The following is a 20099-nucleotide window of genomic DNA, read 5'->3' as shown; positions in this document are numbered from 1 at the left end:
TCGCGTCGTCCTTCCCTCTGTTCTGCCCATCCGCGCGGTCGCACTCACGTTTCCCCGAAGCCGCCCCGTCGTTGTGTCCGGCGTGATGCACGTACAAGGACGCGCGCGGCGCGCGCTGGCCGCACTGGCCACGGCACTTTCATGGGCGGGACTGCTGGCCGGGGCCGCCGGCTGCACCGCGGACGGCTCCGGACCCCTGGGCATCGGCGGCCCACCGGGCAGACCCCCGGCCGCCGAGGACGTCATCCGCGTCACCCCCGACGACGGCGGCAAGGGGGTGCGCCCCGAGCAGCGGCTACGGGTGCGGGTGCCCGAAGGGCGGCTGGAGAAGGTCACGGTGCACCGCTCCCAGGACGCGCAGGACACGGCTGTCACCGGCCGCATCGACCCGGACGGCCGCAGCTGGAAACCGGACGACGACAAGCTCGCGCTCGCCGCCCGCTACACCGTGGACGCGGTCGCCGTCGATGGCGACGGCCGCCGCTCGGCCCGGCACACCACGTTCACCACCTACGTCCCCGACCAGCGGTTCATCGGCTACGTCACCCCCGAGAACCGCTCCACGGTCGGCACCGGGATGATCGTCTCCCTCGCCTTCAACCGGGACATCACCGACCGGGCCGCCGTGGAGAAGGCCGTACGCGTCACCGCGAAACCGGCCGTCGAGATCCGCGCCCACTGGTTCGGCAAGAACCGGCTGGACCTGCGCCCCGAGCGGTACTGGAAGCCCGGCACCGAGGTCACCGTCGACCTCGCCCTGCGCGATGTGGAGGGGGCGCCGGGCGTCTACGGGCTCCAGCGCAAGACCATCACCTTCACCGTCGGCCGCAGCCAGGTCTCCCTGGTCGACGCGGCCGCGCACACCATGGAGGTGCGCCGGGACGGCGAACTCCTGGCCACCGTGCCGATCACCGCGGGCGCCCCCAAGACGCCCACGTACAACGGCAAGATGGTGGTGATGGACATGCTGGAGGTGACCCGCATGAACAGCCAGACGGTCGGCTTCGGCGGGGAGTACGACATCCCGGACGTGCCGCACGCCATGAAGCTCACCGACTCCGGCACCTTCCTGCACGGCAACTACTGGTCGCCCGAGTCGCCGGGCGAGGTCAACGTCAGCCACGGCTGTGTGGGGCTGCGCGATGTGAAGGGCGGCGGGGCGGACACCCCGGCGGGCTGGTTCTTCGACCGCAGCCTCGTCGGGGACGTGATCGAGGTGGTCCACAGCAAGGACAAGACGGTCTCCCCGGACAACGGCCTCAGCGGGTGGAACATGGCATGGAAGCAGTGGAAGGCGGGCAGCGTGCTCAAGTGACCCGGTGAGCTGCGAAGTTCCGGGTCTCGGTGACTGGTTGAAGTTGCGACTGAACGGTGACATTCGACGGACACCGAGCCCGGAACCCGGCGGCTAGCATGCCCGGATGAGCGCGGGACGCGCCGGGGTGTGGACCTGTGACCAGGTCCGGGAGGGGAGAACGACTTGAACGTGCGGCCGATATCGGGGGCTTCGGCAGGAAGTCGGCACAGGGGTCGTAAGGGGCTGGCGCTCATGGCGGGGGCGCTCGTGCTGTCGCTGGCCGCCTGCGGCGGCGGCGAGACGACGGGGAGCGGGTCGGACAACGCCAAGAACAAGGATGGCCAGGACACGCAGTCCTCGGCCGCCGTCACCATCGCGCCCAAGTCCGGCGCGCAGGCCGTGGACACCAGCGGCGCGCTGAACGTGAAGGTCGCCGGGGGCCGGCTGACCAGCGTGACCGTCAAGGACGGCAAGGGCACCGAGGTCGACGGCAAGCTCGCCGCGGGCGGCGCCGCCTGGACGCCGTCCAAGCACCTGGCCGCCGCCACCAAGTACACGGTGCACGCGGTCGCCGAGGACTCGCGGGGCCGCAAGGCCGCCGAGGACTCCAGCTTCACCACGCTGACGCCCAAGAACACCTTCATGGGCACCTTCACCCCGGAGGACGGGTCCACCGTCGGGGTCGGCATGCCGTTCTCGCTGCGCTTCACGCGCGGCATCACCGACCCGGCCGCCGTGGAGAAGGCCATCCGGATCAAGACCGAGCCCGCGGTGGACGTCGAGGGCCACTGGTTCGGCAACGACCGCCTGGACTTCCGCCCGGAGAGCTACTGGAAGGCGGGCACCAAGGTCACCGTCGACCTCGACCTGGACGGCGTCGAGGGCCGCGACGGGGTGTACGGCAAGCAGCGCAAGACGGTGAAGTTCACCATCGGCCGCAGCCAGATCTCCTACGTCGACTCCAAGAAGCACACCATGAAGGTCGTGCGGGACGGCAAGACCCTCAAGACCCTCCCGGTCACCACCGGCAAGCCCGGTTACGAGACCTGGAACGGCAAGATGGTCATGACCGAGAAGCTCGCCGTGACCCGGATGAACGGCGAGACGGTCGGCTACGGCGGCGAGTACGACATCAAGGACGTGCCGCACGCCATCCGCCTCACCGACTCCGGCACCTTCATCCACGGCAACTACTGGGGCGGCGACGCCTTCGGCAACTACAACGCCAGCCACGGCTGCGTCGGCCTGCGCGATGTGCGCGGCGGGTACGACGGCGGGGTCCCGGCGGCCTGGTTCTTCAACCAGTCCATGGTCGGCGATGTGGTCGTCGTGAAGAACTCGCACGACCGCACGGTCTCCCCGGACAACGGCCTCAACGGCTGGAACATGAGCTGGGCCGACTGGCAGAAGTAGCCCGCGGTACGACGGGCCCGGCGCTGTGAGCAACGGCACCGGGCCCGTCGGCGTTAAGCGCCGTTAACCTGGCGCGCATGACCGTGAATCTCGAAGTCGCCGAAGGCGTCGGCACCCTGCGCCTGGACCGGCCGCCGATGAACGCGCTGGACGTCGCCACGCAGGACCGGCTGAAGGAACTCGCCGAGGAGGCCACGCGCCGCGAGGACGTGCGCGCCGTGGTGATCTACGGCGGGGAGAAGGTGTTCGCCGCGGGCGCGGACATCAAGGAGATGCAGGCGATGGACCACACCGCGATGGTCCTGCGCGCCCGCGCCCTCCAAGACGCCTTCACCGCCGTCGCCCGTATCCCCAAGCCCGTCGTCGCCGCCGTCACCGGGTACGCGCTCGGCGGCGGCTGCGAGCTGGCGCTGTGCGCGGACTACCGGATCGCCGGGGACAACGCCAAGCTGGGCCAGCCCGAGATCCTGCTCGGCCTGATCCCGGGCGCGGGCGGCACCCAGCGCCTCGCCCGGCTGATCGGCCCGTCCAAGGCGAAGGACCTCATCTTCACCGGCCGCATGGTGAAGGCCGACGAGGCCCTCACCCTCGGCCTGGTGGACCGGGTCGTCCCGGCCGCCGAGGTCTACGAGCAGGCGCACGCCTGGGCCGCCCGGCTCGCCCAGGGCCCGGCACTCGCGCTGCGCGCCGCCAAGGAGTCCGTCGACGCCGGACTGGAGACCGACCTCGACACCGGTCTGACGATCGAACGGAACTGGTTCGCGGGCCTGTTCGCCACCGAGGACCGCGAGCGGGGCATGCGCAGCTTCGTGGAGGAGGGGCCGGGCAAGGCCAAGTTTCTCTGAAAGACGGCAAGTCGGCCCCCTGCGGCCCTTGCAATTGACGCGTCGTCTGATTCGGGTCTCCCGGCGGCCCGGTTTATGGCAGCCTTAACCGCACCTTAAGCCTGCCTCGCCGAGGGAGCCGCACGATTGCCCGGAACCGAGCCGTCGCCGCAGGTCGACCGGGCCACCGCCGACCCCGACCTGCCACTGGCATATGCCGAGAGACTGGAGCACACCAGGGGCGCACGGGGGGCGTATTCCTCCGGATCGGCCCCGGAGGCCCTCGGTGACGGCCATCATGGGGGCATGGCGGGGCTGGATGGCATCGATCAGCCACGGGGACACAGCCGTGCTGCCGCGGCGCGTTGGTCGCCCGCGGTCGAGGACGAACAAGGGCTCAGAGCGCTCGAACTGTTCGGCAATCCCACGGAGGCGGAGGTTCCGCTCCCGTCGCGCCCCGAGTCCGCCGCCACCGCGCGCAGGCTCGCCCAGATCGTCATCCTGCGGCACTGGGGGCTGAGCCCCAAGCTGACCGAGGACGCGGTCTTACTCGTCTCCGAACTCGTGGGCAACGCGGTACGCCACACCGGTGCCCGGGTGTTCGGACTGCGGATGCGCCGCAGACGCGGCTGGGTCCGCGTCGAGGTGCGCGACCCCTCGCGGGGGCTGCCCTGTCTGATGCCGGTGCAGGAGACGGACATCAGCGGGCGGGGGCTGTTCCTCGTCGACAAGCTCGCCGACCGCTGGGGCGTCGACCTGCTGCCCCGGGGCAAGACCACCTGGTTCGAGATGCGGGTCTCCGACCGCTAGGCATAGCCGACTTGACCGCCAGGCACGGCCGACGCGGGGACACGCCCCCGATGGGGTGATGATCCACCGCCCGTCCCGGCCGGACCGCCATCGTGCGGGGCATGATCGCAACTCGTCTGCTGCGGAACCTCACCGCCGCCGCCCTCTCCCTCGGCGCCGTCCTCGCCACCTCGGCCGCCGCCCCCGCCACCGCTCCGACGGACCTCAAGTCCCGTGCCGCCGCGCCCTCCTGCCCCCAGTTCCAGGACAAGGTCCACGCCGCCGCCGACCGCCGGGTCGACGTCGACCGGATCACCCCGGACCCGGTGTGGCGCTCAAGCTGCGGCACCCTCTACCGCAGCGACAGCCGGGGCCCGGCCGTCGTCTTCGAGGAGGGCTTCCTGCCCAAGGACGTGGTGAACGGCCAGTACGACGTGGAGAGTTACGTCCTCGTCAACCAGCCCTCGCCGTACGTCTCCACCACCTACGACCACGACCTGTACAAGACCTGGTACAAGTCGGGCTACAACTACTACATCGACGCCCCCGGCGGCGTGGACGTCAACAAGACCATCGGCGACACCCACAAATGGGCCGACCAGGTCGAGGTGGCCTTCCCCGGCGGCATCCAGCGCCAGTACGTCATCGGCGTCTGCCCCGTGGACAAGGCCACCAAGACCGAGGTCATGAGCAACTGCCAGAGCAACCCGTACTACCGCCCCTGGCACTGAGCAACAGCTCAGCCCCGACGGGCCGGTAGCCCGCCGCCAGGAACGCCCGCGCACTCCGGGCGTTCCCCGGCGACACCTGGGCCCACACTGGCTCGTCCGTCAACTGCCGTGCCACGAAGGCCAGACGGCGCCCCAGGCCCGCGCCGCCGCCGTCCACCTCGAGCGCCACCTCCACCCGGTCGCCCACCCCGCGCCCGATGACCAGCACCCCGCCGTCCGCCGTCCACACCCGCACGGCGTCCCGCCGCCGTCGCGCGCGCACCACGCGGGGGTGGCCGGTGTCCGCGATCTCCCGCAGCGGCAGGTCGGGCGGCCCCGGCAGGGGAGCGGCGACCCAGAGCGCGTCGACGGTCTCCGCCGTGCGGCCGGTGCGGTCCATGAGGGCAGTGAGGAAGCGGGGGTGCATGGGGGCGGCGAGGGGGTCGCAGTCCACGGCGGCCAGGGTGGCGCGTACCCAGGCCGGGTCCTCGTCGGTGAGGACGACCGTGTGCGCGGTGAACGCCAGTACCCCGGCGTCCCGGTGGCACGGCTGGGGAAGGACGGTCAGGGTGCCGTCCGCAGGGGGGAACCGGTCGCGGGCCACCGCGTCGAGCAGTTCCGGCAACGTCTCCATCGTGTCCGCCTCCCGGTCCGGGGCGACCGCTGCTCGGACGGAGCGTTAATCTGACCAGCGGCAGTACGCCGACACGGTATGAGAAGAACGAGCACAGAGGGGCGGATCGGTGGCGGACATCGACGAAGCACGCAAGCAGTTCCAGCGGATCGACGCGGACGGCGACGGGTTCATCACCGCGGCCGAGTTCAAGTCCGCGCTCGCCCAGCAGGGCGACTTCAACGTCACCGAGACGGTCGCCGAGGCCGTCATCAAGACCCGTGACATCGACGGCGACAAGGTGCTGACGTTCGACGAGTTCTGGGCCTACCTGAACAAGTGACGTACCCGGCAGGGGTGTTCGCGTCGTGCGGACACCCCTCCCGTCACCTTCCGGTCGCCCACTCCTTGAGCGCGGCCTTGCTGGAGAAGTCCGCCACGTTCTTGTCGTGCGGCTCCGAGGTGTACTGGTGGAACGTCCAGTCCGCCTGGATGCGGGGCTTGCCCGCGGTGACATAGTCCGCGATCCACAGGCCGTCGCCCGCGTACGACGTGGTGTCGATGTTCAGCCAGAAGTTCCGGTTGGTGTACAGCACCACCCGGTTGTCCGGCCGCAGCGAGCGCAGCTTGCGGATGAAGGTGTCCTTCTCCGCGTTGCTGGCGTGTGTGCCGTCACCGGTGGTCTCCCAGTCGACGGCCAGGATGTCGCCCGGCCGGTCGGGGGCGTGGCTGAGGAAGTACTCGGCCTGGTCGGTGAGGTTGCCCGGCCACAGGAAGTGGTAGAAGCCCGTGACCAGACCCGCGTCGCGCGCCGTCTTCGTCTGGGCCGCGAGTCTGGAGTTGACGTACGAACGGCCCTCCGTCGCCTTGATGAAGGCGAACGAGAGTCCGTCGGTGTCGTACGACGAGGACTGATACGCGCTGACGTCGATGCCTTGGAGCATGAAGGTCTTGTGCCCCTCGCACCCCCGCTCGGAACATTTCCCTCCGGCGCGAGAGCGGGGGCGTGGGAGCATCCCTGTCGTACGTGCACGCCACCCGACGGAGGAACGTTCATGCACCGCACTGTCACCACTTCCGAGGGACCGGTCACCGTACCGTCCCCCGACCACGAGTGGACCGTCCTGTTCTTCATCACCGAGCCCGGCATCGGGGAGCGCGTGCCCGAACTCGGCGGCTGCACCACGGGCTTGTGCTCGGCGCGGGACGCGGCGGCGGGCTTCGCCCGCGCCGGTGCCCGGGTGCTCGGCGTCAGCGCCCACGCCCCCGGCCACCTGGCGGAGTTCGCCGCCGGACGCGCCCTCGGCTACCCCCTGATCGGCGACGAGGGCCTCTCCCTCGGCCGCGAGCTGGGCGTCCCCGAGGTGCGCGCCGAGGGCCGCGCCCTGTTCGACCGGGCCGGGGTCGTCCTGGACCGCACCGGCACCGTCCGCGCCCTGATCCACCCCGTCCCCGAGCCCGCCCAGCACGCGGAACTGGTCCTGGCGGAGCTGGGGCGGCTGACCGCCGTGCTCTGATTGCGGGGCGGTCCTGCCTGTGACACCTTCGCTGTGGAGGCACTCCTCTCCTGATGATCCTGATGATTGTGGCGCCGACATGACTACTCCGCGCGTTCCACTGTCGATCCTCGACCTCGTACCCGTGGCCTCGGGCACCGCTACGTCCACCGCGCTCGACCAGTCCGTGGAGCTGGTGCGCCTCGCGGACGCGCTCGGCTATCACCGGTACTGGTACGCCGAGCACCACAACGTCGTCACCTTCGCCTCCTCGGCGACCGCCCTGCTCATCGGCCGCGCCGCCGAGCACAGCGAGCGCATCCGGCTGGGCTCGGGCGGCGTGATGCTGCCCAACCACAGCCCGCTGATGGTCGCGGAGTACTACGGCACGCTCGCCGAGATGTACGGCGACCGCATCGACCTCGGCCTCGGCCGCGCCCCGGGCACCGACCCGACGACGGCCGCCGCGCTGCGCCGGGGCGGCGCGGCCACCGACACCTTCGTCCAGGACGTCGTCGACCTGCACCGCTACCTCAGCCCGCGCGACGGGGAGGGGCCGGAGGTGGCGGCGCTGCCGGGCCGGGGCACCGAGGTCCCGCTGTGGATGCTGGGATCGAGCCTCGACGGCGCCGCGGTCGCCGCCTATCTGGGGCTGCCGTACGCCTTCGCCTCGCACTTCGCCCCGCAGCTGCGGCACCAGGCGCTGGAGCTGTACCGCTCACGCTTCTCGACGGAGTTCGGCACCGCCGAGATCAAGCGGCCGTACGCCATGGTCGGCGTCAACGTCCTCGTCGCCCCGACCGACGACGAGGCGCGCTTCCTGTTCACCACGGCCCAGCAGATGGCCGCGGGCATCTACACCGGCCGCCGCGGCCCGCTGCCGCCGCCGGTCGAGGACCTGGCGGCCGTGCTCAGCCCCGAGGTCGCCCGGTTCGTCGACGACTTCCAGCAGGTGCGCGCGGTGGGTTCCCCGGCGACGGTCGTGGCGCAGCTGGAGGCGCTCGTCGCCGACCTGGAGGCCGACGAACTGATCATCACCACCTATACGCACGACCCCGCACACCGGGCACGGTCGTTCACCCTGCTCGCCGACGCCTGGGGACTCGACCCCGCGGCCTAGCCGTCACTTCAATTCGTACGACTGGGCTCCGACCCCCGCGAGATTCCCGCCGTCCACGACGAGGTATTCCTCGCAGATGGGGCGCTGCTCGAAATAGCACTGGAGAATGTCGAGCGTCCCGGCGGCATAGCGGGCCTGCGCGGAGAGCGTCGTCCCGGAAATGTGGGGTGTCATTCCGTTGAACGGCATCGTGCGCCAGGGATGGTCGACCGGCGCGGGCTGCGGATACCAGACGTCTCCCGCGTAACCGGCGATATGGCCGGAACGCAGGGCCTCCATGACCGCGTCCCGGTCGACGAGCTGCGCCCGCCCGCAATTGATGACGTACGTCCCGCGCTTCATCATGCGGAAGGTATCCGCGTTCAGCATGTTCTTCGTCGACGGGTAGAGCGGCAATTGCAGGCTGAGAATGTCGATGTCGGTGATCATCGACTCCAGGTCCGGGTGGAAGACGAGGCCCAGCTCCTCCTCGATCTCCGGATCGAGCCGATGCCGCTGGTGGTAATGCAGTTCCAGGCCGAACGGCTTCAGCCGTCGCAGTACGGCCAGTCCGATGCGGCCCGCGCCGACGGCCCCGTACTTCATGCCCTCGACGTCGTAGCCGCGCTCCACGCAGTCCGCGATGTTCCAGACCCCGTTGACGGAAATGCCGTGCGAGGGAAGGTAGTTGCGGACCTGCGCCAGGATCATCATGACGGTGTGCTCGGCCACGCTGACACTGTTGGAGCCAGTGACCTCGGCGACGGTGATCCCGGCCCGCGCCGCGGCCTCCAGGTCGACATGGTCGGAGCCGATCCCCGCCGTCAGCGCCAGTCTCAGCTTCGACGCCTTCGCCAGGCGCTCCTTCGTCAGATACGCGGGCCAGAACGGCTGCGAAATGACGACTTCGGCCTCGGGGAGATACTTCTCGAACTCGCTCTGCTCCCCGTCCTTGTCGGTGGTGACGATCAGCCGGTGGCCGTTCTTCTCCAGATAGCTCCGCAGTCCGAGTTCACCCGAGACGCAGCCGACGAGTTCACCCGGCTTGAATCCGAGCGGGCCTTCCGGAGTGGGGGCTGGTCGGCCGTTGACGTTCCATCCGATGTCCGGGATGTCGTCCCGGGCGTATTTCGGGGGATATCCCGCCTGCGGGTCGGGATAGAGCACGCACAGAACGGTCGACATCAGTAGAACCCCTTCACGAAAAGGTGGTCATTCGGATGATTTTTCGAGCCTTACCCCCGTCATCGCCGCTACGGCGCGGTGAGCAGCACCTTGCCGATATGGCTGCTGTCCATCGCGCGGTGCGCCTCGGCCGCGTCCCGCATGGGCAGCTCCTGGTCGATGACGGGCCGGACCTTCCCCGACTCGATCAGGGGCCAGACGTGCTCGCGTACGCCCGCGACGATGGCGGCCTTCTCCTTCGGCGGCCGGGCCCGCAGCGAGGTCGCCGTGACGGTGCCCTCCTTCATCAGCAGCGCGGCGATGTCCAGCTCGCCCTTGGTGCCGCCCTGGAGGCCGATGATCGCCAGGCGGCCGCCCGCGGCGAGGGCCCGTACATTGCGGTCCAGGTACTCGCCGCCGCCCATGTTGTCGAGGATGACGTCGGCGCCCGCGCCGTCGGTCGCCCGCTCGATCGCGGTGACGAAGTCCTGCTCGTGATAGTTGATCAGGATGTCCGCGCCCAGCTCGGCGCAGAAGTCCAGCTTCGCCCGCGAACCGGCGGTCACCGCGACGCGGGCGCCGATGCCCTTGGCCACCTGGATCGCCATGGTGCCGATACCACCCGCGCCGCCCTGGACGAGGAGCAGCTCGCCGGGGTGCAGGTGCGCGACCATGAAGACGTTGGACCAGACCGTGCACACCACCTCGGGCAGCGCCGCCGCCTGCACCAGGCCGACACCCTTGGGCACGGGCAGCAGCTGCCCGGCCGGGACGGCGACCTTCTCGGCGTAGCCGCCGCCCGTGAGCAGCGCGCACACCTCGTCGCCGACCGCCCAGCCGGAGACCTCGGGGCCGAGCGTGGCAACCCGGCCGGAGCACTCCAGGCCGAGGTAGGGGGAGGCGCCGGGCGGTGCGGGGTAGGCGCCCTGGCGCTGCATGATGTCGGCGCGGTTGACGCCGGTGGCCGCGACGTCGACCAGCACCTCGCCCGGACCGGGCACCGGGTCGGGGACCTCGGTCCAGTTCAGCTTCTCGGGGCCGCCGGGCTCGGACACAGTGATCGCGTGCATGCGCGCGACGCTACCTCCGCGAAAGCCGCATATACGGCAGAACCGCCCGGGTGAGAGGTCAGCTCCGCTCGCCCTGCTGCCAGTCGCGCCAGCGGATGCGGGGCTTCTCCAGCACCTTCCCGAGCGTGCCCCACTCGTCGCGGCCCAGCCGGGACAGCGGGCGCAGCCGCTCGATGTCCGGGAGCCCGTCCTCGGCGAGCGCCTCCTCGCTGACCACGGCGTGGACCACCCGGCCGAACACCACCGTGGAATCGCCCAGCGTCAGCAGGCTGTGCAGCTCGCACTCCAGCGCCGCCGGGGAGGCCGCGACCCGGGGCGGCTTCACCCGCAGGGAGGGCTCGGGCTCCAGCCCCACCGCCCCGAACTCACTGACGTCGGACGGGAAGTCCGTCCCGGTGTCGTTGATCTCCTTGAACAGCCCCTCCGGCGCGAGGTTGACCACGAACTGCCCGGTCTCCTCCACGTTCCGCAGTGAGTCCTTGCGGGTCACCGACGTGAACTGCACGATCGGCGGGTTCACGCAGGACACCGAGAAGAACGAGTGGGGCGCCAGGTTCGGCCGGTCCGGATGATCCTTGGGAACCGTGGACACCCACGCGATCGGCCGCGGCACCACCACCGCGGTGAGCAGCCGGTAGAAGGCGTGGGGGGCCATGGCCGAGGGATCGAAGTCGGTGCGCATGATCCCCAGTATTCAGCGCTGCCCTGTCCCGCACACTCGACGCCGCCGACACAAAGCCCGTTTGACAGGAGCTATGACGTAGGCGCGTTGCGGTTCACGAAACAGCGGGCCCATGATGTCTGGCATGACTGAGCACGGGGGTGCGGCGGTTCAGCCGCGGAACATACCGAGGTCACGCCTCGAGGACTACGCGGTGATGAGCGGTCAGGTGCGGTCGGCGTCGCACAACGGGGGTGAGTAGCCGTGGGACTCCTCGATGACCTCAAGGACAAGGCCAACGCCGGTCTGGGCAAGCTCGAGGACGGTGTCGACGCCGGGAAGAAACTCGTCGGCGAGGGTGTCGACTGGACCACGGACAAGATCGGCGACGGCCTCGATCACGTCGGCGCGCACGGTGCCGCCGACGCGGTCGAGGACTGGGGCGACGATGTCGCCTCCGACCTCGGCGCCACCCCCGGTGAGCAGCAGCTCGGCCAGACCGAGGAAGCCGACGAACTCGTCCACGGCAACCCGGACAAGATCCGCGAGGCCGCGAAGCACCTCAAGGACTTCCACACCGCGTTCGACCATGTCAGCTCCGGCATGCGCAAGGTCGACTCCTCCCGCTGGGTCGGCAAGGGCGGCGACGCGTTCCGCGAGAAGTTCGGCGTCCACCCCACCAAGTGGGCTCACGCCGCCGACGCCTGCGAGAAGGCGAGCGGCGCCCTCGACGCCTACGCCGACACGGTCAAGTGGGCGCAGGGCAAGGCAAAGGAGGCCGTCGAGCTCTACAAGAAGGGCAAGAGGGCCTCGGAGGACGCGGCCGACGCGTACAACAAGAAGGTCGACGCCTACAACGCGAAGATCAAGGCGGACGAGGACCCCGGCCCCCGGCCCGAGCCGTTCCACGACCCCGGCAAGGCCGACATCAAGAAGGCGTACGACACGCTCGCCGAGGCCCGTAAGCAGCGCAACACCGCCGCCGCGGAGGCCCAGGGCAAGGTCACGGCGGCCCTCGCGCACGCCCCGGCCGAACCCCCGCCGCTCGACCGCCTCGGCAACGACATGCTCGACGGCTACCAGGCGTACAACACCGAACTCACCCACGTGGTCGGCGGTGCGCTCAAGGGCACGGCCGGTCTGGTGAACTTCGCCCGCGGCCTCAACCCCACCGACCCCTACAACCTCACCCACCCCGCCGCCTACCTGCAGAACGTCTCCATGACGCTCTCCGGCCTCGTCTCCACCGCCGCCCACCCCGAACGCATCGTCACAGCCGCCGTCGACGGCTTCAAGAAGGACCCCTCCGAGTTCGTCGGCCGCCTCATCCCGGAGCTGATCGGGACGAAGGGCGCCGGTCTCGCCCGCAGCGGGGTCCGGCTAGGGGTGCGGAGCACCGAGCGGGCGGCGATCCGCGAGGGCGAGAACGTCGCGCGCAAGGCGGCCACGAAGGAGCCGCACCCGGAGCACCCGCGCGAGAAGGTCGAGAACGACCCCAGCGACCCGGTCGACCTGGTCACCGGCACGATGTACCTGCCGCAGACCGACGTCACGCTGCCCGGCACGCTCCCGCTGGTCTTCACCCGCCGCCTGGAATCGGGCTCGCGGCTCGGCCACTGGTTCGGCCCCTCCTGGACGTCCACCCTCGACCAGCGCCTGGAGATCGACGCCGAGGGCGTCATCTTCGTCACCGAGGACGGCCTGCTCCTCACCTACCCGCACCCCGCGCCCGGCGTCCCGACCCTCCCGACTGTCGGCAGCCGCCGCTGGCCCCTGGACCGCGTCGACGAGGGCTACACGATCACGGACCCGCACCGGGGCCGCACCTGGCACTTCACCGACCGAAGTGGCGACCGGTCCGTGCTGGAGCAGATCGACGACCGCAACGGCAACTGGATCACCTTCGAGCACACCCCCGAAGGCACCCCCCTCGCCGTCACCTCCTCCGGCGGCTACCGCCTCACCCTCACCGTCGAGGACGACCGCGTCACCACCCTGTCCCTGGCCGGCGCGGCCCCCGACGGCACCGACCAGGAGATCAAGCGCTACGCCTACTCCGAGTCCGGTGACCTGACCCAGGTCTTCAACTCCTCGGGCCTACCGCTGACGTTCACCTACGACGACCGCGGTCGCGTCACGTCCTGGGCCGACAGCAACGACCGCTCGTACACCTACGAGTACGACGACCAGGACCGCTGCGTCGCCGAGGGCGGTGAAGCGGGCCACATGACGCTCCGCCTCACGTACGGCGAACGGGACCCGGCGACCGGCCACCGCGTCACGACAGCGACGACGGGCGAGGGCCACACCCGCCGCTATCTGATCGACGCCGCGAACCAGGTGATCGCCGAGACGGACCCGCTGGGACATGTGACACGGTTCACGCGGGACCGGTTCGGACGGGTGCTGACCCGGACCGATCCGCTGGGGCACACCACCATGTGCGGGTACGACGACACGGGCAACGTGGTCTCGGTGACCCGCGCCGACGGCCGCGAGGTGACGGCGGAGTACGGCGACTTCGACCGCCTCACCCGAATCCGTGGCACGGACGGCAACACCACCCGCCACACCTACGACGGCCGCGGCAACCGCCTCACCAGCACCGCCCCCACCGGCCACACGACTCACTTCACCCACGACGGAGCGGGCCGCCTCACCTCGGTCACCGACCCGCTCGGCCAGGTGACCACGGTCCGCTGCGACCGCGCGGGCCTCCCGGTCGAGATCACCGACCCCCTCGGCGCCGTCACCCGCTACGCACGCGACACGTTCGGCCGCCCGGTCACCATGACCGACCCCACCGGTCTCACCACCCGCCTCGAATGGACCGTCGAAGGCCAACTCGCCCGCCGCACCGCACCCGACGGCACCAGCGAGACCTGGACCTACGACGGCGAGGGCAACTGCACCACCCACACCGACCCCGTCGGCGGCACCACCCGCTTCGAGTACACCCACTTCGACCTCCTCACCGCCCGCACCACCCCCGACGGCGTCCGGCACGAGTTCACCCACGACGCCGAACTCCGCCTCACCCGGGTCACCAACCCCCAGGGCCTCACCTGGGACTACGCCTACGACCCGGCCGGACACCTCATGTCCGAGACCGACTTCGACGGCCGTACCCTCGCGTACGTCTTCGACCCCGCGGGCCATCTCGTCTCCCGGACGAACGCACTCGACGAGACGACGACGTTCGAGCGCGACGCGCTGGGGCGCACCCTCCGCAAGGACGCGGCAGGCCGCGTGAGCACCTTCGCGTACGACCTCTCGGACCAGCTCGCCGAAGCGGTTGGCCCCGACGGCACCCGTCTGACCGTCCTCCGCGACCAGTACGGCCGCGTCCGCACGGAAACGGTCGACGACCGCACCCTCACGTACGACCACGACGAACTGGGCCGCCGCACCGGCCGCACCACCCCCACCGGCGCCCGCACCACCTGGTCGTACGACGCCGCGGGCCGCCGCACGGACCTGGTCGTCTCCGGCCGCCCCATCGACATCGCCTACGACGACGCGGGTCGCGAACTCACCCGCGGAATCGGCGACTTCCTCACCCTCACCCACACCTACGACCCGCTGGGCCGCCTGGCCACCCAGACGGCGACCACGGACGGCGAGACCCTCCAACGCCGGGCCTACACCTACCGCGCCGACGGCAACCTCACCGCCCTCGACGACCACCTCGACGGCCCCCGCGCCTTCACCCTCGACCCAGCGGGCCGCGTCACCGCCGTCCACGCCACGAACTGGTCCGAGTCGTACGCCTACGACGCGGCGGGGAACCAGACCATGGCCTCCTGGCCGGCCACCCACCCCGGCCACGAAGCCACCGGCGACCGCACCTACACCGGCACCCGCATCACCCGAGCCGGCGCAGTCCGCTACGAACACGACGCCCTCGGCCGCGTCACCCTCCGCCAGAAACCCCGCCTCTCCCACAAGCCCGACACCTGGCGCTACGCCTGGGACCCGGAAGACCGCCTCGCCCAGGTCACCACCCCCGACGGCACCGTGTGGCGCTACACCTACGACGCCCTCGGCCGCCGTACGGCCAAACTCCGTATGGCCCCGGACGGCACGTCGGTCAGCGAGCGCACCACGTTCACCTGGGACGGTCGAACTCTGTGCGAGCAGACACACACCTCGACGGACGTACCGAACTCGATCACCCTCACCTGGGACCACCGTGGCCTGCACCCCATCACCCAGACCGAACGCGTCACCGCGGCCGATGCCCCTCAGACCGAGATCGACTCCCGCTTCTTCGCCATGGTCACCGACCTCGTCGGCACCCCACGGGAACTCATCGACGAACAAGGTGAGATCGCCTGGCGCACGCGCACGACACTGTGGGGCACGACGAGCTGGAACACCGGCGCGAGCGCCTACACGCCGCTGCGCTTCCCCGGCCAGTACTTCGATCCCGAGACAGGTCTCCACTACAACTACTTCCGGCACTACGACCCGGAGACGGCCCGCTATCTCAGCACGGACCCGCTCGGCCTCGCTCCCGCGCCCAACGCCGCGACGTATGTCGCCACCCCGAGCACCTCATGCGACCCGCTGGGCCTGGCCCCGGACGACTACCTTCGGGACAAACCGGTTGGCCGGGATCTGGAGGGCGCGAAACGGGATGCCCTTCGAGACGCCGGCATTCCGGAGGGAACCCCTCCTCTCGAAGTCAGAACGCATGTCTCCGCCACCACTCCGGAATGGCAGGGCGGAAAACAGTTGCTGGACGAGAACCACCAGCCGATCTACTACCGCGAGGAAGTGTACGAACACCCCAATGGGGATGACCTGATCGTTTACCAGGACCACTGGTTCGGCCACCAGAAGCCGGGAGAGCCCGGATATCAGCCCGCACATGTCCATGTGCGCCCATTCGACAACACCCGGAACGGCCAGGTCCCCGGGTGCGAGGAACACTATTACTATGACCGCTGAGCTATCCCCCCGAAACAGCGAGGTCCTCGCCCCGCTCTACGGCCCGGACCCCCTGGACCTGAGCTCCGTCAGGCTCCGGTCCGTCCACCTCGACTGGCACGGCCCCACCGTGACGCTGCGGCTGGACCTGCCCGCTCCGCCCTTGCCGCTGCCGGAGGAATGGGCGACCGCGGACGTCGACACGGTGCAGGGGCAGCTCCAGTTCCTCGCTGTGGAGGATCTGGAGCTGGACGCCTGGGAGCCCGGACCGCTCGTCTCTTTCGAACTGGCAGTGCTCAGTGGGAGCAAGCACAGGATGCGCGTCGCGGTGTCGCACGACGGGAAGCCCGCATTCCTCCGCTTCACCGGCAGTACCGATGTGCTCGTCGGCCACATCAGCGGATTCCGGGCCGGTCCGCAATCCGCTGACAGCGGGCCTCACCATTTCCTCAGCAGACTCGACGCCAGGCTCCACACGACAGTTCCCGACCCGAGCGAGAAGACCTTCTATGAACGCGTCTGAGGGTGCCGCCGAGAGCAGCGCAGAACTCCCGGCACTGTGCGCGCCCGACGTCCTGAGCAACAGCGACCTCTTCTACGTCCACTTCGACGAACGAGGCCGCTCCGCCACCCTCGGATTCTCCCGTGTACACGGCAGCGAGGGCTTCGAGTTCTTCCTGCGCTTCCCTGATGTACGGGATGTGCACGTGCGGGGCTGGGGCGCCCCAGGCCAGAAGGACGTCCACATCGAAAGAGCGCCCGACGGCACGGTCCAGGTCTCCGCTTCCTCGGCCGGATCGTCACTGCGCTTCCGCGCCGCCGACGTCACGCTCGCGAGAACACGTGAATTTCTGGCGTCGTCGAGCAGTTGAGCAGCCTCCTGGTCAGGGCCCATCCGCCTAGCACTCGATGATGTTCACCGCGAGCCCGCCCCGCGCCGTCTCCTTGTACTTGACGGACATGTCCGCGCCCGTCTCCTTCATGGTCTTGATGACCTTGTCGAGGGAGACCTTGTGGGAGCCGTCGCCGCGCATGGCCATCTTGGCGGCGGTGACGGCCTTCACCGAGGCCATGCCGTTGCGTTCGATGCAGGGGATCTGGACCAGGCCGCCGACGGGGTCGCAGGTGAGGCCGAGGTTGTGCTCCATGCCGATCTCGGCCGCGTTCTCCACCTGCTCGGGGGAGCCGCCGAGCACCTCGGCGAGGGCGCCCGCGGCCATGGAGCAGGCGGAGCCCACCTCGCCCTGGCAGCCGACCTCGGCGCCGGAGATGGAGGCGTTCTCCTTGAAGAGCATGCCGATCGCGCCCGCCGCCAGCAGGAAGCGGACCACGCCCTCCTCGTCCGCGCCGGGTACGAAGTTCATGTAGTAGTGCAGCACCGCCGGGATGATCCCGGCCGCGCCGTTGGTGGGCGCGGTGACCACGCGGCCGCCCGCCGCGTTCTCCTCGTTCACCGCCATCGCGTACAGGGTGATCCACTCCATGGAGTGCGCGAGCGCGTTGCCCTCGGCGCGGAGCTGGCGGGCGGACATGGCGGCGCGGCGGCGCACCTTCAGGCCGCCCGGCAGGATGCCTTCGCGGGACATGCCCCGGCGCACGCACTCCCGCATGACGCCCCAGATCTCCAGCAGGCCCTCGCGGATCTCGTCCTCGGTGCGCCAGGCCCGCTCGTTCTCCAGCATCAGCGCGGAGATCGACAGACCGGTCTCCTTGGTGAGGCGCAGCAGCTCGTCGCCCGTGCGGAAGGGGTACTTCAGCACCGTGTCGTCGAGCACGATCCGGTCCGCGCCGACCGCCTCCTCGTCCACGACGAAGCCGCCGCCGACCGAGTAGTACGTCTTGGTCAGCAGCTCCGCGCCCGAGGCGTCGTACGCCCAGAGCGTCATGCCGTTGGCGTGGTACGGCAGGGTCTCGCGGCGGTGCAGGACGAGGTCGTCGTCGTAGGAGAAGGCGATCTCGTGCTCGCCGAGCAGATTGAGCCGACCCGACGTCCGGATCGCCTCGACCCGGTCGTCCGCGCCCTCCACGTCCACGGTGCGCGGGGAGGCGCCTTCCAGGCCGAGCAGGACCGCCTTCGGGGTGCCGTGGCCGTGGCCGGTGGCGCCGAGCGAGCCGTACAGCTCGCAGCGGACGGCGGCGACGGGGTCCAGCAGGCCCTCGTTGCGCAGACGGCGGGCGAACATGCGCGCCGCCCGCATCGGGCCGACCGTGTGGGAGCTGGACGGGCCGATGCCGATCGAGAACAGGTCGAAGACCGAGACGGCCACGGGTGACTCCTCCATACGAACAGGTACAAAAAGGTGGTGCGGACACAGCACGGGTGCCCCGCCCGAGCCTGGCCGGGCGGGGCACCCGAGAGGGGTACTACTCGCCCAGCGTCGGATACAGCGGGTGCTTGGCCACCAGCGCCCGCACCCGGGCCGCGAGCACCGAAGCGTCGTAGGACGGCTTCAGCGCCTCGGCGATCACGTCCGCGACCTCGGTGAAGTCCTCGGCGGTGAAGCCGCGGGTGGCGAGGGCGGGCGTGCCGATCCTGAGGCCCGAGGTCACCATCGGCGGCCGCGGGTCGTTCGGGACCGCGTTGCGGTTGACCGTGATGCCGACCTCGTGGAGACGGTCCTCGGCCTGCTGCCCGTCGAGCTCCGACTCGCGCAGGTCCACCAGGATCAGATGGACGTCCGTGCCGCCGGAGAGCACGTTCACCCCGGCCTCGCGGGCGTCCGGCGCGGTCAGCCGCTCGGCGAGGATACGGGCACCCTCCACCGTACGACGCTGCCGCTCCTTGAAGTCCTCCGAGGCCGCGACCTTGAAGGAGACCGCCTTGGCCGCGATCACATGCTCCAGCGGGCCGCCCTGGAAGCCGGGGAAGACCGAGGAGTTCAGCTTCTTGGCGAAGTCCTTCTTCGCCAGGATGATGCCGCCGCGCGGGCCGCCGAGCGTCTTGTGCGTGGTGGAGGTCACCACGTCCGCGTACGCGACCGGGTTCGGGTGCAGGCCCGCCGCGACCAGACCGGCGAAGTGCGCCATGTCCACCCACAGGTACGCCCCGGCCTCGTCCGCGATCCGCCGGAACTCCGCGAAGTCCAGCTGCCGCGGGTACGCCGACCAGCCCGCGATGATCACCTTCGGGCGGTGCTCCTTGGCGAGGCGCTCGACCTCGGCCATGTCGACCAGACCGGTCTCCGCGTCCACGTGGTACGCGACCACGTCGAACTGCTTGCCGGAGAAGTTCAGCCGCATCCCGTGCGTGAGGTGGCCGCCGTGCGCCAGGTCCAGGCCCAGGATGGTGTCACCGGGCTGGGCCAGCGCGAACAGCGCCGCCTGGTTCGCGGAGGCACCGGAGTGCGGCTGGACGTTGGCGTACTCGGCGCCGAACAGCTCCTTGAGCCGGTCGATGGCGATCTGCTCGGCCACGTCGACGTGCTCGCAGCCGCCGTAGTAGCGGCGGCCCGGATAGCCCTCGGCGTACTTGTTGGTCAGGACCGAACCCTGCGCCTCCATCACCGCGAGCGGTGCGAAGTTCTCGGAGGCGATCATCTCCAGGGTCGACTGCTGGCGGCGCAGCTCGGCGTCGACCGCGGCGGCGATCTCCGGGTCCAGCTCGTGCAGGGGCGTGTTCAGGTCAGTCATACGGCTTGTAGCTCCTCAGCCGGCGGTGTAGGCGGTGTACTCGTCGGCGGTCAGCAGGTCGGCGGGCTGGTCGGCGACGCGCACCTTGAACAGCCAGCCGCCCTCGAAGGGCGCGGAGTTCACCAGCGACGGGTCGTCCACGACGTCCTGGTTGACCTCGGTGATCTCACCGGAGACGGGCGAGTACAGCTCGGAGACCGACTTGGTGGACTCCAGCTCGCCGCAGGACTCGCCCGCGGTGACCTCGTCGCCGACCTCGGGAAGCTGCACGAAGACCACATCGCCGAGCGCGTTGGCCGCGTGCTCGGTGATGCCGACCGTCGACGCGCCGCCCTCGGCGGCCGACAGCCACTCGTGCTCCTTGCTGTAGCTCAACTGCTGCGGGTTGCTCATGACCTGAA

General features: G+C 70.1%; 19 protein-coding genes. 11 read left to right on the top strand and 8 right to left on the bottom strand.

Annotated features, from left to right (window positions below):
* The first annotated feature begins 82 nt into the window (after nt 1-82).
* From ACI2LY_RS09590 to ACI2LY_RS09570, 5 genes are all read left to right on the top strand, one after another.
* A complete protein-coding gene (locus ACI2LY_RS09590) occupies nt 83-1315 on the top strand; it encodes an Ig-like domain-containing protein (protein WP_404706694.1) in 1233 nt (410 codons plus the stop codon).
* A 165-nt stretch (nt 1316-1480) separates the two neighbouring features.
* Nucleotides 1481-2710 (top strand): Ig-like domain-containing protein, encoded by a 1230-nt coding sequence (locus ACI2LY_RS09585; RefSeq protein ID WP_404706693.1) that lies wholly within the window; start codon nt 1481-1483, stop codon nt 2708-2710.
* Between the two features lie 77 nt (nt 2711-2787).
* The gene (locus ACI2LY_RS09580; RefSeq protein WP_388995184.1) at nt 2788-3555 is read left to right on the top strand and encodes an enoyl-CoA hydratase/isomerase family protein; all 768 of its coding nucleotides are present in this window, start codon (nt 2788-2790) and stop codon (nt 3553-3555) included.
* A gap of 285 nt (nt 3556-3840) precedes the next feature.
* Nucleotides 3841-4344, top strand: a complete 504-nt coding sequence (locus ACI2LY_RS09575) for an ATP-binding protein (RefSeq protein ID WP_393912746.1) — start codon at nt 3841-3843, stop codon at nt 4342-4344.
* A gap of 101 nt (nt 4345-4445) precedes the next feature.
* A complete protein-coding gene (locus tag ACI2LY_RS09570) occupies nt 4446-5054 on the top strand; it encodes an ADP-ribosyltransferase (RefSeq protein WP_404706692.1) in 609 nt (202 codons plus the stop codon).
* On the opposite strand, the gene ACI2LY_RS09565 is transcribed toward ACI2LY_RS09570, so the two are convergent.
* Complete coding sequence (locus tag ACI2LY_RS09565) at nt 5008-5667, bottom strand: GNAT family N-acetyltransferase (protein WP_404706691.1); 660 nt, start codon at nt 5665-5667, stop codon at nt 5008-5010. The two genes, ACI2LY_RS09570 and ACI2LY_RS09565, sit on opposite strands and share 47 nt — an antisense overlap.
* Nucleotides 5668-5776: 109 nt before the next feature.
* Between ACI2LY_RS09565 and ACI2LY_RS09560 the strand changes: the two genes are divergently transcribed.
* Nucleotides 5777-5989, top strand: a complete 213-nt coding sequence (locus ACI2LY_RS09560) for an EF-hand domain-containing protein (RefSeq protein ID WP_404706690.1) — start codon at nt 5777-5779, stop codon at nt 5987-5989.
* Nucleotides 5990-6032: 43 nt separating this feature from the next.
* Here the strand turns inward: ACI2LY_RS09560 and ACI2LY_RS09555 are convergent, their stop codons facing one another.
* On the bottom strand, nt 6033-6590 hold the full coding sequence (locus tag ACI2LY_RS09555; protein ID WP_404706689.1) for a glycoside hydrolase family 25 protein: 558 nt from the start codon (nt 6588-6590) through the stop codon (nt 6033-6035).
* Between the two features lie 111 nt (nt 6591-6701).
* Between ACI2LY_RS09555 and ACI2LY_RS09550 the strand changes: the two genes are divergently transcribed.
* Both ACI2LY_RS09550 and ACI2LY_RS09545 read left to right on the top strand, forming a co-directional pair.
* On the top strand, nt 6702-7163 hold the full coding sequence (locus ACI2LY_RS09550; protein ID WP_404706688.1) for a redoxin domain-containing protein: 462 nt from the start codon (nt 6702-6704) through the stop codon (nt 7161-7163).
* Between the two features lie 79 nt (nt 7164-7242).
* Nucleotides 7243-8262: an LLM class flavin-dependent oxidoreductase gene (locus ACI2LY_RS09545; RefSeq protein WP_404706687.1), complete on the top strand. Its 1020-nt coding sequence runs from the start codon at nt 7243-7245 to the stop codon at nt 8260-8262.
* Nucleotides 8263-8265: 3 nt separating this feature from the next.
* Here ACI2LY_RS09545 and ACI2LY_RS09540 read toward each other — a convergent pair whose 3' ends face one another.
* From ACI2LY_RS09540 to ACI2LY_RS09530, 3 genes are all read right to left on the bottom strand, one after another.
* The gene (locus ACI2LY_RS09540) at nt 8266-9426 is read right to left on the bottom strand and encodes an NAD-dependent formate dehydrogenase (RefSeq protein WP_404706686.1); all 1161 of its coding nucleotides are present in this window, start codon (nt 9424-9426) and stop codon (nt 8266-8268) included.
* Nucleotides 9427-9494: 68 nt separating this feature from the next.
* Entirely contained in the window at nt 9495-10475 is a 981-nt protein-coding gene (locus tag ACI2LY_RS09535) for an NAD(P)H-quinone oxidoreductase (RefSeq protein WP_404706685.1), read from the bottom strand.
* Between the two features lie 58 nt (nt 10476-10533).
* Nucleotides 10534-11157 (bottom strand): flavin reductase family protein, encoded by a 624-nt coding sequence (locus tag ACI2LY_RS09530; RefSeq protein WP_393912752.1) that lies wholly within the window; start codon nt 11155-11157, stop codon nt 10534-10536.
* Nucleotides 11158-11400: 243 nt separating this feature from the next.
* Here ACI2LY_RS09530 and ACI2LY_RS09525 point away from each other — a divergent pair, with 243 nt between their 5' ends.
* From ACI2LY_RS09525 to ACI2LY_RS09515, 3 genes are read left to right on the top strand one after another with little or no spacing between them, the layout of a single operon-like run.
* The gene (locus tag ACI2LY_RS09525; protein ID WP_404706684.1) at nt 11401-16089 is read left to right on the top strand and encodes a putative T7SS-secreted protein; all 4689 of its coding nucleotides are present in this window, start codon (nt 11401-11403) and stop codon (nt 16087-16089) included.
* Nucleotides 16079-16591: an Imm50 family immunity protein gene (locus ACI2LY_RS09520; RefSeq protein WP_404706683.1), complete on the top strand. Its 513-nt coding sequence runs from the start codon at nt 16079-16081 to the stop codon at nt 16589-16591. Before ACI2LY_RS09525 ends, ACI2LY_RS09520 begins: the two co-directional genes overlap by 11 nt.
* Complete coding sequence (locus ACI2LY_RS09515) at nt 16578-16940, top strand: hypothetical protein (RefSeq protein WP_404706682.1); 363 nt, start codon at nt 16578-16580, stop codon at nt 16938-16940. The genes ACI2LY_RS09520 and ACI2LY_RS09515 overlap by 14 nt, the downstream gene beginning before the upstream one ends.
* A gap of 27 nt (nt 16941-16967) precedes the next feature.
* Here the strand turns inward: ACI2LY_RS09515 and ACI2LY_RS09510 are convergent, their stop codons facing one another.
* The 3 genes from ACI2LY_RS09510 to gcvH all read right to left on the bottom strand — a co-directional run bounded on the left by ACI2LY_RS09510 (nt 16968) and on the right by gcvH (nt 20091).
* Nucleotides 16968-18335: an L-serine ammonia-lyase gene (locus tag ACI2LY_RS09510; RefSeq protein WP_404706681.1), complete on the bottom strand. Its 1368-nt coding sequence runs from the start codon at nt 18333-18335 to the stop codon at nt 16968-16970.
* 97 nt (nt 18336-18432) lie between these two features.
* A complete protein-coding gene (gene glyA, locus ACI2LY_RS09505) occupies nt 18433-19698 on the bottom strand; it encodes a serine hydroxymethyltransferase (RefSeq protein WP_404706680.1) in 1266 nt (421 codons plus the stop codon).
* A gap of 15 nt (nt 19699-19713) precedes the next feature.
* Complete coding sequence (gene gcvH, locus ACI2LY_RS09500; protein ID WP_388995143.1) at nt 19714-20091, bottom strand: glycine cleavage system protein GcvH; 378 nt, start codon at nt 20089-20091, stop codon at nt 19714-19716.
* Between the last annotated feature and the right edge of the window lie 8 nt (nt 20092-20099).

It is taken from the genome of Streptomyces sp. NPDC002176 (assembly GCF_044903645.1).
In the GTDB taxonomy this organism is placed as follows: domain Bacteria; phylum Actinomycetota; class Actinomycetes; order Streptomycetales; family Streptomycetaceae; genus Streptomyces.
This window is presented reverse-complemented; position numbering and strand designations above follow the sequence as displayed.

Coding starts and splice junctions, on each gene's coding strand:
- ACI2LY_RS09530 (WP_393912752.1), bottom strand. CDS start 11,157: ATGCGCACCGACTTCGATCCCTCGGCCATGGCCCCCCACGCCTTCTAC.
- ACI2LY_RS09540 (WP_404706686.1), bottom strand. CDS start 9,426: ATGTCGACCGTTCTGTGCGTGCTCTATCCCGACCCGCAGGCGGGATAT.
- ACI2LY_RS09565 (WP_404706691.1), bottom strand. CDS start 5,667: ATGGAGACGTTGCCGGAACTGCTCGACGCGGTGGCCCGCGACCGGTTC.
- ACI2LY_RS09545 (WP_404706687.1), top strand. CDS start 7,243: ATGACTACTCCGCGCGTTCCACTGTCGATCCTCGACCTCGTACCCGTG.
- ACI2LY_RS09575 (WP_393912746.1), top strand. CDS start 3,841: ATGGCGGGGCTGGATGGCATCGATCAGCCACGGGGACACAGCCGTGCT.
- ACI2LY_RS09515 (WP_404706682.1), top strand. CDS start 16,578: ATGAACGCGTCTGAGGGTGCCGCCGAGAGCAGCGCAGAACTCCCGGCA.
- ACI2LY_RS09555 (WP_404706689.1), bottom strand. CDS start 6,590: ATGCTCCAAGGCATCGACGTCAGCGCGTATCAGTCCTCGTCGTACGAC.
- glyA (WP_404706680.1), bottom strand. CDS start 19,698: ATGACTGACCTGAACACGCCCCTGCACGAGCTGGACCCGGAGATCGCC.
- ACI2LY_RS09570 (WP_404706692.1), top strand. CDS start 4,446: ATGATCGCAACTCGTCTGCTGCGGAACCTCACCGCCGCCGCCCTCTCC.
- ACI2LY_RS09535 (WP_404706685.1), bottom strand. CDS start 10,475: ATGCACGCGATCACTGTGTCCGAGCCCGGCGGCCCCGAGAAGCTGAAC.
- ACI2LY_RS09550 (WP_404706688.1), top strand. CDS start 6,702: ATGCACCGCACTGTCACCACTTCCGAGGGACCGGTCACCGTACCGTCC.
- ACI2LY_RS09580 (WP_388995184.1), top strand. CDS start 2,788: ATGACCGTGAATCTCGAAGTCGCCGAAGGCGTCGGCACCCTGCGCCTG.
- gcvH (WP_388995143.1), bottom strand. CDS start 20,091: ATGAGCAACCCGCAGCAGTTGAGCTACAGCAAGGAGCACGAGTGGCTG.
- ACI2LY_RS09520 (WP_404706683.1), top strand. CDS start 16,079: ATGACCGCTGAGCTATCCCCCCGAAACAGCGAGGTCCTCGCCCCGCTC.